Annotated in this window: 15 protein-coding genes; 1 reads left to right on the top strand and 14 read right to left on the bottom strand. The window is 51.6% G+C overall.

Annotated features, from left to right (window positions below; all coding sequences use genetic code 11):
• The 14 genes from DK428_RS10270 to DK428_RS10200 all read right to left on the bottom strand — a co-directional run bounded on the left by DK428_RS10270 (position 1) and on the right by DK428_RS10200 (position 13,443).
• The gene (locus DK428_RS10270; protein ID WP_109092234.1) at positions 1-1,515 is read right to left on the bottom strand and encodes a hypothetical protein; all 1,515 of its coding nucleotides are present in this window, start codon (positions 1,513-1,515) and stop codon (positions 1-3) included.
• Positions 1,515-2,273 (bottom strand): phosphoadenosine phosphosulfate reductase domain-containing protein, encoded by a 759-nt coding sequence (locus tag DK428_RS10265; protein WP_109092233.1) that lies wholly within the window; start codon positions 2,271-2,273, stop codon positions 1,515-1,517. The genes DK428_RS10270 and DK428_RS10265 overlap by 1 nt, the downstream gene beginning before the upstream one ends.
• A gap of 4 nt (positions 2,274-2,277) precedes the next feature.
• Complete coding sequence (locus DK428_RS10260; protein ID WP_109092232.1) at positions 2,278-2,835, bottom strand: hypothetical protein; 558 nt, start codon at positions 2,833-2,835, stop codon at positions 2,278-2,280.
• A 3-nt stretch (positions 2,836-2,838) separates the two neighbouring features.
• Positions 2,839-3,441, bottom strand: coding sequence for a hypothetical protein (locus DK428_RS10255; RefSeq protein WP_109092231.1), 603 nt, complete (start codon positions 3,439-3,441; stop codon positions 2,839-2,841).
• Positions 3,441-3,947: a hypothetical protein gene (locus DK428_RS10250; RefSeq protein WP_109092230.1), complete on the bottom strand. Its 507-nt coding sequence runs from the start codon at positions 3,945-3,947 to the stop codon at positions 3,441-3,443. Before DK428_RS10250 ends, DK428_RS10255 begins: the two co-directional genes overlap by 1 nt.
• Entirely contained in the window at positions 3,941-4,543 is a 603-nt protein-coding gene (locus DK428_RS10245) for a hypothetical protein (protein ID WP_109092229.1), read from the bottom strand. The genes DK428_RS10250 and DK428_RS10245 overlap by 7 nt, the downstream gene beginning before the upstream one ends.
• A 3-nt stretch (positions 4,544-4,546) precedes the next feature.
• On the bottom strand, positions 4,547-5,152 hold the full coding sequence (locus DK428_RS10240) for a phage adaptor protein (RefSeq protein ID WP_109092228.1): 606 nt from the start codon (positions 5,150-5,152) through the stop codon (positions 4,547-4,549).
• A 2-nt stretch (positions 5,153-5,154) separates the two neighbouring features.
• Positions 5,155-5,361 (bottom strand): hypothetical protein, encoded by a 207-nt coding sequence (locus DK428_RS10235; protein ID WP_109092227.1) that lies wholly within the window; start codon positions 5,359-5,361, stop codon positions 5,155-5,157.
• Positions 5,362-5,419: 58 nt separating this feature from the next.
• Complete coding sequence (locus tag DK428_RS10230; RefSeq protein WP_109092226.1) at positions 5,420-6,532, bottom strand: phage capsid family protein; 1,113 nt, start codon at positions 6,530-6,532, stop codon at positions 5,420-5,422.
• 192 nt (positions 6,533-6,724) lie between these two features.
• Positions 6,725-6,970, bottom strand: coding sequence for a hypothetical protein (locus DK428_RS10225; protein ID WP_109092225.1), 246 nt, complete (start codon positions 6,968-6,970; stop codon positions 6,725-6,727).
• Positions 6,970-7,953 carry a hypothetical protein gene (locus tag DK428_RS11605; RefSeq protein ID WP_157952206.1) on the bottom strand — a complete coding sequence of 328 codons (984 nt, stop codon included), beginning with the start codon at positions 7,951-7,953 and terminating at the stop codon, positions 6,970-6,972. Before DK428_RS11605 ends, DK428_RS10225 begins: the two co-directional genes overlap by 1 nt.
• Before the next feature lie 48 nt (positions 7,954-8,001).
• Positions 8,002-10,107, bottom strand: coding sequence for a portal protein (locus DK428_RS10210; RefSeq protein ID WP_109092223.1), 2,106 nt, complete (start codon positions 10,105-10,107; stop codon positions 8,002-8,004).
• A gap of 11 nt (positions 10,108-10,118) precedes the next feature.
• Positions 10,119-12,845, bottom strand: coding sequence for a phage terminase large subunit (gene terL, locus DK428_RS10205; protein ID WP_167391926.1), 2,727 nt, complete (start codon positions 12,843-12,845; stop codon positions 10,119-10,121).
• Between the two features lie 97 nt (positions 12,846-12,942).
• Entirely contained in the window at positions 12,943-13,443 is a 501-nt protein-coding gene (locus DK428_RS10200) for a hypothetical protein (RefSeq protein ID WP_109092221.1), read from the bottom strand.
• 763 nt (positions 13,444-14,206) lie between these two features.
• Here DK428_RS10200 and DK428_RS10195 point away from each other — a divergent pair.
• On the top strand, positions 14,207-14,449 hold the full coding sequence (locus DK428_RS10195) for a hypothetical protein (RefSeq protein WP_109092220.1): 243 nt from the start codon (positions 14,207-14,209) through the stop codon (positions 14,447-14,449).
• Positions 14,450-15,285: the final 836 nt, after the last annotated feature.

Raw genomic sequence — 15,285 nt, 5'->3', positions numbered from 1 at the left:
TTAGTTACCTTTGATACCGTATTTTTCCGTAATGTAGCGTGGAAGTTCGCTAAAGTTTGTTTGTTTATCGTGTTTCAATAGCGCGTCAGTAGCCTGTGTCAGCGCACGGTTTGCTTCGGCTTCACTCATGCCGGCCTCCTCGAGGAGTCTGCGCGCGGAATTATAGCTGCCAAGCAATATATCTGTCTGATTCTCATTGCCGGTGCCGCCGTAGCGCTGTGTCGCTGCGTATGCGGCCGCGAAGTCGTCAGTTTTCAGATTAACTGCGGTGCGGATAATGTTGTTGAACTGTGCCTTAAACGCAGAGCTATTTGCTTGTCCTGCTCGACGACCCTGAGTGTCCTCGATATAAGTTAAACCGGCATCAACGAGCCCGGCAGCAACACGTGAACGTGGGTCTTTCTTGTCGTACAAATCCCCTGCTGAGGTAATCAGGTCTTTGCGCAGTGTTGCAAACTCTTTATTTGTCGCGGTGTCGCGCTGTCTATCAAGACGGGCCTCGGCCTCAGTCTTCGTCACTGTTCCAAGAGCGTCTAGTTCTGCTTTGCGCACAGTTTTTTGTTCTTCCTGCATTCTTGCCACACCTTCAACTAAGGAACGGCCACGGAGCTTGGTGTCAACACCGGCGACACGGTAGGCTTCGAGCTCCTGTGCGGCTTCTTCGCGGATTTCTTTGCTGATTTTAGGGTTTTGGACTATAGAAATTGCTTGGTCAATGCGTGCAAGGTTGTACTCGCGGTTGTCGCGGGCGTCTTGAGCATCTCTAACTTTGTTCGTGTCCTGTGCCGCTTGCACGCCGAGCGCAGCAGCAAACGCGGTCCCTGCTAGCTGGCTACCACCGTTCGCCACAAACTCAGACACCTGCTCGCGCGGAACTGGACCGGAAATTGCTTCCACACGACCTCTACCCTCAGCGTCTTTTGAAATAGCTACAGGGATGATACCGCCTTTTTTGTCGTCCATAGCCCCGACGACAGCGTTACCGGGCGTGCCCTCCGGCAGTTTGAAGCCGGCAGCAGCCAGTAACATGTTTCCTGTCTCACCGAGGGACTCTTTAATCACGCCCGGAATAGCAGCCGCCTCGCCGTAGCTGATATTGCTGTCCTTTCCATCGACGCCAAGTACACGTTGGCGATAGAAATCCTCTGTTGCTTTCCGTGCCGCTTCCGCGTCCGCGCGTTCTTGGCGATAGCGTTCTTCTTCGCGTCTAAAGCGAGCAGCCGACAGTCCGTGACTCATGTTGTGCGAACGACGTTGTTCGGCCAATGCCTCACGGCGATAAGCCATGTTATCCGCGTGCTCTTGGCGTCGTAGGTCCATCTGTTGATTGAACTGGTCACCTTGACGGTCGTAGTTCATCTGCCATTGGGTGTCTGCCAGGCGTTCGCGGGCCTCTTTATGCGCGAAATCACGCGCGTCTGCCTCGCGACGGTCTTGGCGGTCGCGGATGCCGTGATACATGTTGAGTAACGCGGAAGCGCCTTGGATGCCTTCCAGAATTCCGTTAGTTGCCATTACACACCTCTAAGGTCTAATTCATTAAATCCAAGCTGTATGACGTTTGACATATAGCTCATAAGTTTTTCGATATTATGTTGTCGCTCTTGTGCTACATCAGGGTAATGTGTCGCGAGCCATGTTTGGTGCCCGTTACCCCAGAACGCCGGACAGGTCATACAGTCGACGCCGGAATCCATAAACTCGTAGAACGATGGGAGCATATTTCGCTTGACTAGATACATGTCCACTTGTGGGGTCGTCCAGTCGTAAATAGGGTAGGCGAGCATGTACGGGGCGTCAGATTTTTGTAAGTGCCCGATAGCGGTTTTCAGCGGTTCGCTACCGCGATTTCCTCGAATAACCAGGTCGTAGCCGCCGCTGACAGTGAATTCGTGCATCGGGTTCATGACGTTGGCTGCACAACATGAACTTTGTGGCTGAACGTGGTACTGTTCGTTCGAACATTCAGCCACCCACGGGAAGGCTTCCTCGCAACGCACTAGTGGCGACGGGTCTCCGTTTGTTTTTCGCCACGTACGAGAATCTGTGCGCACCTCGTAGAGCCTGTCGCCCCACAAAGTCTTTATGTAATTAACAAGTTTTGTCGTTTCAGGTGCTGCATCACCGGTATTGACCCAGACTATGTCGAAGTTTGAACAACCGGACTCGTAGAGTAAAAACAGGGTGCATAATGAGTCGCGTCCGCCTGAAAACTGGAATAGCGGGCGACGCGCTCGTTGAACAGCTTCGATAGTTTCGGTCAAATACCCCATACACCTACCATGCAGCGGCTGCAATTGTCGCGATTGTTGCCACAGCACTCACGGCGGTCTGGGTGTTTTGTTGGCGTTTCTGCGCTCTAGCAGTGTCATTCGCCTGTTTACGCATTGACTCGTTAGAGGCGATCTCATTGAGCGTAGATGCAGAACCCTGTTTCATCGCGTTTGTTGTGGCAATGAGGCGGTTTAACGCGGAGAGGTTGCTCTCATGTTGATTAATCCGCGCTGTGTTCATGTTAGCTGTATTGTTGGCCGCCGCAGCTTGAGACACGCTAGAGCTTAACGACAGCCGCTGAGATGGTGTGAGATTGGTGTTAGCACGCATCTGTTGCCGGGCGTTCATGCTCTCGTCGGAACCCATAGCAGAGCGCTGTATCTGCCGCTGTGCCGCGTCAACGATGCCGGTACTGGTTACGGCGTCAGCTTCGGTCTGTAGTAAGTCTTGCAAGTGTGGCGCGATGGTAGCCCAATCGGCACGGTACGCACTTGCGAGTTGCGCCTCAGTATTGCCTTGAGCGTTACGTCTGTACTGCCATTTTTCGTAATTAGTTGCCATCGGTTACTTTCTCCAGACGGGTTTGGCCTCGACGACAGGAGCTCCACCGTCCGCGCGTTTTGGGGTCTTTCCAAAGAGCTCACCGCGGGAATACATATCATACCCGATACCTCCAAGCGCCCCGGCAAGAGAGACCGCGCCGGCGATATTCGTTTGTCGTGTATTTTGACGATTATTTGCGGAGGTCACTGCTTCGTCGCTCTCACGGCGGGCCGAGGCCACCAGACCTTGCGCCGCTGATTGTGCTGCGCCGTTCAGGGCGCGTAGTGCGCTGTCAGTACTCTCGATACGCGTCCGTTCTGCTGCGCCACGGGCTTTAAGAATGGCCGTGTTGCGGGTATTAGCTAACGAATTCTGCGAGTCGCTAGCGGCCATGTAGTTAGCGCCGGCGCCTACGTAGTCGTTCTTACTTTGAGACATTATGTCCGCATTGGCGAGACCGCCGGAAATGTGTGAGAAGTCACGTTTAGCCTCCTCAACATATTTTGGCAAATATTGGGAGTTCACACCCGCGGCGAGGTTGTAACGTTCAGATTCGATACCTTTTGACGCGAGCTCGTTTTCCGGTGTTCTTTGTTGGCCACCGCCACCGCCACCGCCGCACATTATTCGTCTCCTTGTGTGTCGGCAGAGTTGTCTACCGGCGTTGTAGGTAAAAGTTGTTTATATTCTTCTAAGTGTTCGTCATGGAAGAAGCGGCGAATCTCAGCGGCCTTTTGCATCGCCACGGTTCTGCCATATAAAAGCGCGCAGATTAGTGTAGCAAGCCCTGTCAAGCTGTCGCGAAGCATGAACGCCATATTTCTCTCGTGTTCTGTGCCTTTCTCAAGCTCCACTGATGAAATATAGTCGGTGAACACCATAAACATAAACGAGCGGAAGTCGTCGATGTTGTCACGGTATAGTTTGATTGACGGTAGTACACAAATTGCCATGAAGAATGCCTCGGCAATCTCAACATCACTGACCTCATTATCCTTGTCGATAAGGTCGTCCATGGCGTGAGATATGCGTGCCATAGTCATGAATATGTTGATTGCCTCTTGATTGCCGTTATAGAGGTCGTGCAGGAATTGGTACTCTGTTTCTGGGGTCACTTGATGTCTTACCATGAGAATTTACACTCCTTATGTGTGTTGACTTTGTCTGCGCGACCGCGGCGCATGGCTTCGAGCAGTAACATTTCGTACTGTCCAGCCCAGAAAGTTGCTTGCTCGGTATTTGTCCATTCACGGTTAGGTGTTGCATACGCGCGATATAATACGAGGGCGGTTAGTGCGCGACGGCAGTACGGGAGAAGGTCGTCAGGGATAACGCTGTTTGTTGCGGTCGGTGCTACACTTACTTGTATTTGCAACTTTTCAGGGGGGTACTCCGACCCAAAGAGTTCGATATTATCCGTACTCGAGGTGAACGCTAGACCTAGTTCCGGGTAACGCCCGGTGTTAGATACCGCCGGAATTCGCGTACCGTCTTCGTACGACAGGGTTTCAACCCGCACCATATAGGTGTCTGCCGGGAGTAGCGCAGGGAGGTTGTATTGCGGTTCGTCATCATCGAGATTAAGGGTAATTTCACCTGTCACGCGCCAGAGCCGTGAGTCGTGGAAGAATTCGTCGGCGCAGGTTACGAGTAACTGCGCGAGAATAAAGTCAGGAATGCCGCCAGATTCCAGTGCGATTCGTTCAGCCAGCTTTGTGTATTGCACGGGTTAGCCTCCATTAGACACCCCGAGTTTACTCAGGAATTTGTTATAGAAATTATCAGAACGCCCGAGGTCGTTGGTGTAGTCCGCGTTCTTGAGGTACGCGCGGTACAGTAGGTAGTCAACAATGGCCGGGGCATACCAGTCAGAGACGGCAATCACATCAGATGTTTGGGTCGCTGCCACCGGTTTTTCGGCCAGTACGACGTCAATCTGAACACCGGCGGTTTTTAGAGCGGGGTATACATAGAATGTGGTCGGCACACCGGCGTCATAAACGTAGAAGTATGCCTCGTCTGCAAGGTCTTTGTGCCATACCGGGAACTGTTCGTCGAGGGTTTTTCGGTCGATGTTCCGGATCGCTCGCCCACTGGTAGTGTTACGAACGACGTCTACCAAGCGGGCAGCGGTTTCAGGGATAGTCTGACGACTACCTTGTACAAGGGTGAGGGTACGGTTCACAGCGACCGCATTAGGCGCAACCGTTACGAGGGTTAATAGACACTCGTTATACCAGTCAAGCCACTCAGACTCGATCCACTGCACAAAATCAATGTCCTGTGCGGTGGTCTTGGCTCGTTTAATGAGTTCCGCTACCGTTACCCGCGCCATGATTATTCACCCTCTTTTTTAGCGGGTTCAGGTTTTTTCTCCGCCTTAGCAGGCTTGTCGGAGACCTCGATACTGCCGCCGACTTCAACCTGTAATTCAGCCGGAGTGTACGGGACCTCGACGGTTTCGCCAGCCTCGACACGGATTACCGCACCGACTGGGCCAAAGACGCGAGCGGCGTCTGCACCTGTATTTTTCAATGTAGCCATTTTTATGTCCTTCTAGAAAAAAGGGCGGTCACCCGCCCTACACAGCCCCACGCCGTGATTAGATTGCCGTATCCAGGGCGATGACACCGAAGTCTTGTTTCTTGCCGGATACTTTGTCCATAAACACCGGTTTACGTAAACCGAAGATTTTGCCGTAGCTGATACCTTGTTGGTTGTGGTAGTCGAAGGTGTCTTCTTCCCACTCACCAGCACCGATGTCAGCAAAGGCTAATGCTTGCGCACCGCAGAACAGCACACGTTGACCGTCGATTGCACCTGCCGCGCCCCATTTTTTGCCGGTGGTTGCACGACGTGTGTTGAATACATGGTGGTACTCGTGGATGTAAACACCGTCAACCACTAACATCTCGGTGGAGCCACCGAACAAGATATTTTGGTTGTAGTTAATGTTCACAGCACGGGCGTTTGCCATGAAGTCTGGGTCAAGTTTTAACTGCGCTAAACCAGCAGGGGTTAAGAATAAGTGGTACTTATCGTTGTTAGCGCCTGTACCACGGATATAGTTATCGCGAGCGTAGGCTTTTAACTCTACGATGTGGCGATAACCCAAACGGTCGTTGGCGGTGATGCTCGCGGTGTTACCTGCAACTAACTTGTTGCCGGACACGCGCAAGTGGCGGGCATCAGTTGGTGCGGTTACATCAGCAGCAAAGGCCAAGTCTTTCAAGTTCTGGCCGGTAGCTTTGACGGCACGAGTTGCACCGGAGTTGGTGTTGTCGTAGGTGATACCGGACAGAGTCAAGAACGCGGCTTGGTCAATACGGTCAGCTAACCAGAATGCTAACTGGTCTTTCGCATTGTTACGGAAGCGAACAGTAGAGCGTTGGTCGGCCATTTTACCTTTGGAGCGAACAGCGTGACGCAGTTGGTCGATTTTAACCACTTGGTCGTATGCTTTCATCGCTTCTTCGTTACCTTCCAAGGTGTAGTCGTCTGTTACGCCGTCCTCGCCTAAGTCAGCGATTAATTGGATAACAGCCTGGTCACCGTTGGTGGTTTTTGTTAATGCGGTAATATGTTCAACAACAGAGTCGTGGCCTGTGCCAAGGAACTTGTTGATAAACATTTTTGAACGGGCTTGTCTCCACAGGTCACGCACCCATACTTTTTTCTGCTCTGTTGTCAGAGCGGCGAAATTCGTTAATGCCATTCTATGCCTCAGAATTAGGGTTAAAGTTAGTGTTGTTTCTATCCGTGACGTGGAAATGCGATAAGAATGTTGGCAGCTGATAAGCTCAGAAGTAAGCTAACGGTTATACGTCCGTTAATCGAGATGGTTATATTATAACTCTATAGCTTATATGCGTGCAACAAAAACCGCTATCTCTAGCGGTTTTATACATTATCTGCCGTAGGTCACAGCTTTCGTGACCCACATCGAGGCCTCAACCAGTTTCATCTGAGCCTGGTCAATGAGTGCCTCCTTGTTACTATTTAATGTCCCATGCTCGGCTGAATCTTCACGGCATAACTCGAGGGCGTCAATAAGAGTGATAAACACCTGTTTCATGCCATCAGCGTCGAGTGAATTACCTTGTTTACGGGATTTCCCGATGAGTTTCTCACCTTGAGTATTTAATTGATCCATTAGATGATGTCTCCACGTAAGCGGGCCAGTTCGGCCGGGGTCAGTTTCTCGAACTCCTCGTCCGACATCTCCATAATGTCGAGCTCAGGGGTCGAGGCGTTTGGTTCGCCACCTAATTTTTGCGGGCTTTTCGCCGCCTGTTCGAGCTTACGTTCGATATTCGGGGCTTTGACCGCCGGTTTTTTGGCGGGTTCACTATTCTGTGCCTTAGTGCTATTGCCAGCGACACCGTTCTGGGCAGCGACCATCTGTGCGGCTTCGATAATAGCCTCGCCAACACTCATACCGGTCGTCATCAGGGCATCACGCAGAGTAAGTGCTTTCTCAAACAATACCTCGTCAAAGGATTCGGTCTTATCGTTGAAGATGTCATACTCAGCTTGCACTAAGTCAGCCGCTTCCTGTGCCTCTTGCACCAACACACGCGCGCGGTATGCGCCCTCGGACTCGTCGCGAGCGGTTTCGTAGGCTTTAGCTGCTGCCGCTTTCGCCGCTGCCTGTGCTGCGCCTTTTACCATCTCGGTGAATGCTGCCTGTGCGGTAGCGGTGTCGCCATCCACGAACGCATCAGCCATCTTTTTGAAATTAGCCTCATCAAAGGTCACATCAACATCAAGGTCACCTACATCACCAGCTGGCGCAGCTTCACGAACTTTACGCAGTTCTGCCTCAAGTGCTTTACGTTTTTCTACCTCTTTCTTGAATCGGTCATACGGGACGCGGTTCTTGGGTGTTTTTTCGGTCTCAGGCTCAGGCTCAGGTTCAGGCTCGGGCTCAGATTCAGGCTCAGATTCAGGCTCAGGTTCAGGCTCGGGCTCAGATTCAGACTCATCAGCTTTTGCAGGTTCTACCGGCTCAAGAGTGTCGCCGCGGTCGTCTCCCTCGATAATCTCACTCTCAGTTACACCGCCCGAACCCGAGAACGCGCTCTCGTCCACTTCTACGGTCGGTAAACTGCCGATTGTTACATCTTGTTGTGCCATTTAATTTTCTCCTCGTGGGGGTTGGTTGTCAGTAAATGATTGGTTAATCTATCTTTCATAGTTACCACCGAGCTTTAGCATGTCGCTAGCAATCTTCGTTGCTGCGGAGCGCTGGCTCACGGACTCGCTGCGTGCAGTGGCTAGCTGTGCAAGTGCTACACGGGTTTTTAACATATCCGCTGCCATATCACGTTTTGTCTGTAGCTCGGAAAGTCTAATAGCGTGCTCACTGTAGCCATCGAGAGTGTCGGCTTTCGCTGCTTGTAACGCTGCCCGTGCTTTGAGTTCTTCAATCTCAGCCTCGGTCTTCTCAAGCGCTTGCGCTGCGGCTGCGATTTGTTGCTGCATTTGCGCCGCTGCCATCTGTTGTTCTTCCGGCGACAATTCACCAAAGCCCTGCGCCTTAGCCACCATCTCGGCGATCTCATAGCGTTTCGGTAGATTTGAGTGTTGGATAATGATGTGGTCAGGGATAGCAACACCGGCACTGCGCATACTGATTGCCTCACTGAAAATTGTCTCGTCGACGCTGTCACGTGACGGCTGCATACCGATAACGATGTCGTACTTACCACGTGTTAAGTCAGCGGGGATTTGTCCGGTCTCGTCGGGCACGTTTACCGAGTGCTCAGTCTGTGGGTGCCCGGCCTGAGAATAATCAGTAATAAAAAACGTCCGCGTTTCAGTAAAGAACTTCTGCGCGAGCTCAAGGACTTTACGCGCCAACATCTTACGGGTGCTATTGATATTTTTCACAGGCATTGTCAGCTGGGCCTGACCAGCTTCACGACGCTGTGTGATAGCTACACCGGACACGTCAGCACGGTCAGTACCCATGATGGACTCGTTGACACCGGAGATAGTGCGCACTGAACTTACAGCTTTTTGTGAAATATTGTGGATTCCAGGCGGAATCATGTTAGGTGTGATTTTCGCCGGCGCATTGAAACCTTTTTTGTACTCAAGCACGGTACCGGTCTTCGAACCTTGTTCTGCTAACTCGTCAGCGTCCATGTTCACCAATGAGTTTTCTTCGATAATCCATCCGCTGTTAGCTGTGGTGTTAACGATGTGTAGCTCTTGTGAACTGACCTTGTTATATAGTTCTTGTGGGCCGACCAAGTTTGTCACCATACCGAGTGGATTACCACGTCGAAAATACGGAAAGTACGGGATAATCGTGAACGTGTCGTATAACGACCAGTCGTCGTATAGCACTACGTAACCGGCAGTGATAGTCGTGCGCACAGCACGTTTAGTAATCTCACGTAACGTCACAGTAGGCTGTGTGGACACGAGTAGCGCCAACTTCTCGCGGTCAGCTGCCATCTTCTCGGTTACGTCGCGCACGTCACCAGTCTGTGCATCCACAAACTGCAACACGCGTCGAGTTTTATAGTATTGACGCTCAACCACGCGCACACGTTTTATATCCTTCTCTGCCAACGTGCCGGTGAATTCGCTCGACATCTGTTCGCCGCCGTAAGTACGTTCGCGCATTTCAAAGCAGTCGGCGTCGGCAGCTAACCCGCCAGAGGCTTGCAGGCGAAGTTCGCGGGCTTTTTTCTCGCCGTAGATAGCCTCAAGCTCGTCCATCGTCATCCAGCGGGTGATGAACACCTCAGCCCACGATGACGGGTCTTCGTCTTTTGCCGTTGGGTCAGGGATGACGTCCAATGGGTCTTCCACCGTCACTTTTATGTCACCGAGAACGTTATCGGTGAAGTCCATACGCACGTCGAAGTATCCGCGGTCCAGGATTAACCCGTCCATGATAACTTTTAGCTCCAGCTTCTCGAGGTCATTCTGCTGGGCTACGTACTGATAGACATAGTTCATGTCTTTTGCCGCCTGCTCGTTAGCCCCTCTCGCCGGCTTAAACTGCACGTCGGCCTGTGAACGTGCCATCTCACCCATAGCCGCGTTAACCGTCCCCAGAATCAGGTTCATAGTCAGCGCCGGACGACCGGTACGTTCGAGCGCCTGGCGGTCAGCGTCTGTCCACTGCTCGCCGAGATACATGCGGTCGTTACGCTGCGCCCGTTTGATGAAGTTACGGTGTCGTAGGTCACGCGCGTGTACGTAACGCTGCCAGTTGTCCTCTGCTACGGCCCGTAGCGCCGCATCGTCGATGTGTTCTTTATTGTCCGCCATTAGTTATGCCTCTAAGCTGCCATGTGTGATGTGGACGAGCGTCCGCCGCCACGTAATTGTTTACCCAACCGTTGCCGCCACGAATTTTTAGGCGGTGGTCTTTTCTCTCGTTGTGGGGCGAGCATAAGTATCATCTGACCTATCCATGCGAGCGCGTCCACCTGGTCATCGTGCTTACCGGACGGGAACGCCAACATCTCATTGGTAAGTTCTTGTACCCATAGTGCGTTTTTCGGGAAGTGAACCCGACCCTGCTGCATGCGTCCTTGCAGTGGTCGTGCCCGGGTCATCTTGTCGTTACCACGGGTTTTGAGTTTAATATAGTTAAACTGCTCTTTGCGCTCGGCTATCTCTTTCTGAATGAACGGCTCGAGCGTCATCTCAATCTGCCCGTGCTCAATACCCTGTAGTGTAGGTTTCCATACACGCTGTAGCTCGAAGAACTTGTCGATGAGCTCAGACGCGGACCATCGCCCGTAATACCGGTCAAGCACCCACCAGTCGAGGTTGTGGTCGATCCCCACAACGAAACCGGCGGTGAAGTCGTTACTGTCCTTCTTACCGATAGCCAAGTCCCACGCCGCGTATATCTGTAGTGTCTCGATAGGCGGAGCGGTCTCGTACAAACGGAAGTCTTGTTTCTTAAAGTAGTCACCCTCGGCTGACACCGGGTTCTGCTGGTACAGTGCTTCCCAGTCTCGGGGAATAAGTGTCCGTTTAATCTTGTTAAGTGCTTTGAGGTCATACCGCTCCGGATGAAGCGCCTCACCCGCTTTACGGTACGGCTCGTCATGCGTTGCGATAGCCGGGTAGCGGACCACCTCCCAGCGGTCAGCGTCCTCGGGCCACTCGCCAGTCTCGGCGAGCTCCTGTTCAGCCTCGGCCATACAGGACAGTAACCAACCACCGAGGTCATCATCATGCCATCGGGTCATAATAACCAGCACGCCGCCGCCGGGCGCAAGACGTGTATACAGGGTAGAGGAGTACCAGTCTTTCACCGCCTGTCGGGTTATCTCACTCTCAGCGTCGTTACGGTCTTTTACCGGGTCGTCGATAACTGCAATGTGCGCCCCTCGACCGGTTATCGGACCTTGAACACCGGCTGCGACATACCCGCCGCCCTCGGCAGTGTTCCATCGCTCCGCTGATTGTGAGCTCTCGTCCATGTGCGTGCCGGGGAAGATATTATGGTATCGCTCGTCTTGCAGGAGCCCGCGCACTTTTCGGGAGAAGTCGACCGCAAGCGCCGCCGAATATGACGCGCCGATGATGTCGTGCCCCGGATTGTGTCCTAGGTGCCATGCCGGAAACGTCTTCGAGGCAATCTCGCTGTTGTGCGTTGGTATTAGTTTTTTGCCCGCAAGATACAAGCCGTCGGCCGAGTCAACCTGAATACAGTGCCCTTGTTCGCCGTTAGGCTTATGTTCGATACTACGGATAGTAACCGCCCGGCGAAGCCCCGCGCGCTTAGGTATCTTTCTATCAATAGCCTGCGGTAGAGGTCTGGTCGGGTTAAAGCCCACAGTGTAAACCGCTAAGCGCCCTTGGATACCTGATGTACTAAGTGTCGGTTCTGTCCGATGGTAGTAAGGTCTGAAACCAAGCTCAGTCGCGAGGCGCATAACAGCCCTGAAAAGTTTTTCATTGGTTGTTGCATACGACAGACGGCCTTTTTTATCGCAGCAGCCGTCAGAGTCTATAAGCCCCGCCAACAACTCCAAACGCTGTTCGATGCTCGCCACGAGGTACTCATCCGGGATATGTTTGTTATCTATAACGTCGAGCTCACGTAAGCGCGCCATCATCAAACCGCAACGGGTTCGTTTACCGTCGCTGCCAGTTTTTCTGTGCCCGTCGAAATACGTCGTATACACCCCGGTGTGTTTGTGTATGCAGACGGATGAAATTTTATGTCCACACGCTACGACTTTATCGATCATCGGCTGGTCTTTTCTATCGTGTGTGATAGCTGCCTTACTCGAAGACCCGTCGCCAAGCCAGAGCCCTAGTACATATGGGTGAAGCGGTAGTGCTCTGTGGCTATACTCGACCGGAGATATATCGGGTAGTCGGGCGATGTAACGGGTCTTTTTACCTTCTGTTCGAGTGAGGTGTTTTGATAGCCACTCAGTGCTATACGTAGCAAACCCCTTCTTGTCGTGCGATACAGTCCACTCGTGGTTTTCGTGGCAGCGGACCTGCTCACCATTACTGAATGTTACCACCCAATCTGATGGGGTTTTCTCGCTCACAGCCAGTACACGCACCGGTCGTCCGCTCGGGTGGAACACGTGGTCGCCAGGTGCGAGCTCACCGTGGGTTTTCCACCCGTCAGTCGTCAGTATCGGTGTGCTATCCGCAAGTTGTTTTCCGCTCCGAGGCGGAAGGTACAGCATCAATCGCGGAGACTTCTTATCCGCCACGTCGCGAGAAAACTGTTCGAGGCGCCGACAAATATCCGCGTGTACCCAACCGGGCATGTAGTCGTCGTTGAAATACATGACGAACGGCAGCAGGTTACGTCTCGCTGCCTCACGACGGGCGAGCTCTTTCTGTGCTTCCTGCTCACGGTTAAATTCTTCCTCACGTTCACGTGCTACACGGTCTTGTTCCGCGAGTAGTCGTCTCTCGCGATCACGGTCGTCGCGCTCCATCTGTTCGGCCGACTTCTGCGTTTCCGCTGCTACGATACCCTGAGCGCGGTCAGTACGACGGGTACTAAGTGGGTTACCCATCTTACGTGCACACGCTTGGCACACACCGTCAGAGAGTGTTGACGCCTCGACTGTTTTACGACAGCCGGGACAAATAACCGTTGGTACTGACACATACTTAGTCATGGGACACCTTGTAGTCGCCTGGGTCTAGGTTGTAGGTCATGCCGGTTAATTGCTGTAGTTCCTGGTCTGAAAGCATCTCCAGTTGTTTTTTGTTATTAATCTCAACCTGTTTCTTCTCGGGTGCCGCTAAGCCCCACAATTTAACCATGGAATCCACCGCACGGATTTCTTCGGTCGCATCAGCTGCGTGCGAGTGTGCATGGAGGTACATCATGTGCGCGTCAGCACGGGTGAAGGTAATCTCAACCCCATCATTAATCGCTTTCTCGCGTACACGCTCACGAAAATAGATGAGCGCGGAGTCCAGCTGTGGTTTCTTGTCGTGTAGCGCATTCAGCTGTTCCATGTTGGTGATGCCAAGCTGCGCCCGCTTTGCAGCGGCTAAGGGGGTAAGCCCCCGTAAGCGATACTGGATATACAGCTCCTCTTTCGGGGTCAGTCGTTCGATGTCTAGAAGCGGGAGTTCATCCCTAATTTCAGGAAGTGATAACATATTAAGTAATATTATAACTTGACAGGTGATGGATAAGCAAGTAAGATGGCACTACCAATCGATAATTGCATGACTCTCCACTTTTATTAGTATATTGGTTCCTTAAGTTAGAAGACTGACGTTAGCCCCCTTCGAAAGACGGGGGCCTTTTTTATCCTAGAAACTCCTCACAAGTTCGGGGCCTCAAAAATCTATAAAAATTTTTAACGTACCCTTTGCGAGAGAAAGGGGTACCCTGTTCGGTTTTCATATACAAAAACCCCTGTCAGGCTTTGGGCGGAACTGACAGGGGTTTTTGTTGCTAGGTATGAGGTAAGCCTATGCGAGCAGTATTATAACCTTATGAGTTATAATTATCAAGGGGTAAATGTTAGGGGCCTCAAAAATCTATAAAAATTTTTAACGTACCCTTTGCGAGAGAAAGGGGTACCCTGTTCGGTTTTCATATACAAAAACCCCTGTCAGGCTTTGGGCGGAACTGACAGGGGTTTTTGTTGCTAGGTATGAGGTAAGCCTATGCGAGCAGTATTATAACCTTATGAGTTATAATTATCAAGGGGTAAATGTTAGGGGGTAAATACAAATTAACAAATATCAAGGGACAAATGTTTCTTTCTATATGGGTGTCGCTGTGAAAGTGGGGTGTATGTTCCTTTCCGCTTTTTACTGACAAAAGTCAAAATCCAGGGCTTGAACCTACGGCCAAAAATTATAGCCGAGGGCATAGGCCTATATAACTAACCATCATAGAGGAGACAAAACTATGACAACCAACCAATCATTCAAACTACTTACCGATGACCCAATGTTCGATTCACTCGATAGCAAACAAAGTGTCCACGAAATCGTGAAAGCGTTAGCGCTCGAGGGCGCAGAGTGGGGTTCAATCTACGCCGAGCACGTGTGCACAGAAGATAACGAGTCCTACTTTGAGTGCACAGTAGAGGTGGACATGGACAGAATCGTCGCCATGGAGCGCGGCGAATTCGACTATGACTGGGCTTAACATAACAACAGAGGAGAAAAGACTATGAGTAAATTTCAATTAGCGGTAGCGATGGCCGTATATGCAATCGTCGCAGCATTAACATTATTGGCATGCTTTGCCATCTAACAGAGGAGAAAAACCATGAGCACTAAACAACTAATCATAGCAATCGCTATGTACTTACCAATCGCGGCCATCACATTGATGGCTTTATTTTTACTCTAACACAGGAGATAACACATGAAACTGAAAGACGCTATCGAAATCATCGGCGGAGCACTGGTCTTCGCCGCTGCGGTCGGTGTCGGCATTGCGTTTTTGTCGCTTGCTGCGTGAGAAGGGGCGCTGCCAAAGAACACTCGCAATGTTCAATGACAGCTAAACATGAAAGGAACCACAACCATGTCTGGAGGCATTTTATCTTAACTCTTTACGGGTTGTCCAGTACCGTCGTCTTCGTACCACTCAGGTTCGGGGACGACGCCTTCGGTATTGTGCAGCGCCATATTACAGCTATCACTGGCGCCGACGAAAAGAGGGCCTACCCACTTACTGCGGTGACTTCTAGTAGCATTCTCACCATCGGTGATATGGTTACTACCAACGCCGCCTGTATCCCTCACGGTTCGCGGTTTTTGCCACTCAAACGGCTTAAAGGGTTGTCGCGGGTCTTTAACCTTGGGCGCTCTCAGGGAGTGATGATAGAACGCTTTGTGCTTTGCCATAGTGACTATCCTATAAAACATACACCGTGTGTTTTATGTGATGGTTTCTAATACACCATCAACTAAGCGCCCGTCTTCGGTGTTGCACCACTGAGGACGGGCTGAACATAACTATCTAATCATGGAGAC

Source organism: Aggregatibacter kilianii, from assembly GCF_003130255.1.
Classification (GTDB): Bacteria; Pseudomonadota; Gammaproteobacteria; order Enterobacterales; family Pasteurellaceae; genus Aggregatibacter; species Aggregatibacter kilianii.
Note: the sequence above shows the minus strand (reverse complement) of the source record. Positions and strands in the feature narration are given on the sequence as shown.

Coding starts and splice junctions, on each gene's coding strand:
- terL (WP_167391926.1), bottom strand. CDS start 12,845: ATGGGTAACCCACTTAGTACCCGTCGTACTGACCGCGCTCAGGGTATC.
- DK428_RS10240 (WP_109092228.1), bottom strand. CDS start 5,152: ATGGCGCGGGTAACGGTAGCGGAACTCATTAAACGAGCCAAGACCACC.
- DK428_RS10210 (WP_109092223.1), bottom strand. CDS start 10,107: ATGGCGGACAATAAAGAACACATCGACGATGCGGCGCTACGGGCCGTA.
- DK428_RS10270 (WP_109092234.1), bottom strand. CDS start 1,515: ATGGCAACTAACGGAATTCTGGAAGGCATCCAAGGCGCTTCCGCGTTA.
- DK428_RS10265 (WP_109092233.1), bottom strand. CDS start 2,273: ATGGGGTATTTGACCGAAACTATCGAAGCTGTTCAACGAGCGCGTCGC.
- DK428_RS11605 (WP_157952206.1), bottom strand. CDS start 7,953: ATGGCACAACAAGATGTAACAATCGGCAGTTTACCGACCGTAGAAGTG.
- DK428_RS10225 (WP_109092225.1), bottom strand. CDS start 6,970: ATGGATCAATTAAATACTCAAGGTGAGAAACTCATCGGGAAATCCCGT.
- DK428_RS10195 (WP_109092220.1), top strand. CDS start 14,207: ATGACAACCAACCAATCATTCAAACTACTTACCGATGACCCAATGTTC.
- DK428_RS10250 (WP_109092230.1), bottom strand. CDS start 3,947: ATGGTAAGACATCAAGTGACCCCAGAAACAGAGTACCAATTCCTGCAC.
- DK428_RS10235 (WP_109092227.1), bottom strand. CDS start 5,361: ATGGCTACATTGAAAAATACAGGTGCAGACGCCGCTCGCGTCTTTGGC.
- DK428_RS10260 (WP_109092232.1), bottom strand. CDS start 2,835: ATGGCAACTAATTACGAAAAATGGCAGTACAGACGTAACGCTCAAGGC.
- DK428_RS10230 (WP_109092226.1), bottom strand. CDS start 6,532: ATGGCATTAACGAATTTCGCCGCTCTGACAACAGAGCAGAAAAAAGTA.
- DK428_RS10255 (WP_109092231.1), bottom strand. CDS start 3,441: ATGTGCGGCGGTGGCGGTGGCGGTGGCCAACAAAGAACACCGGAAAAC.
- DK428_RS10200 (WP_109092221.1), bottom strand. CDS start 13,443: ATGTTATCACTTCCTGAAATTAGGGATGAACTCCCGCTTCTAGACATC.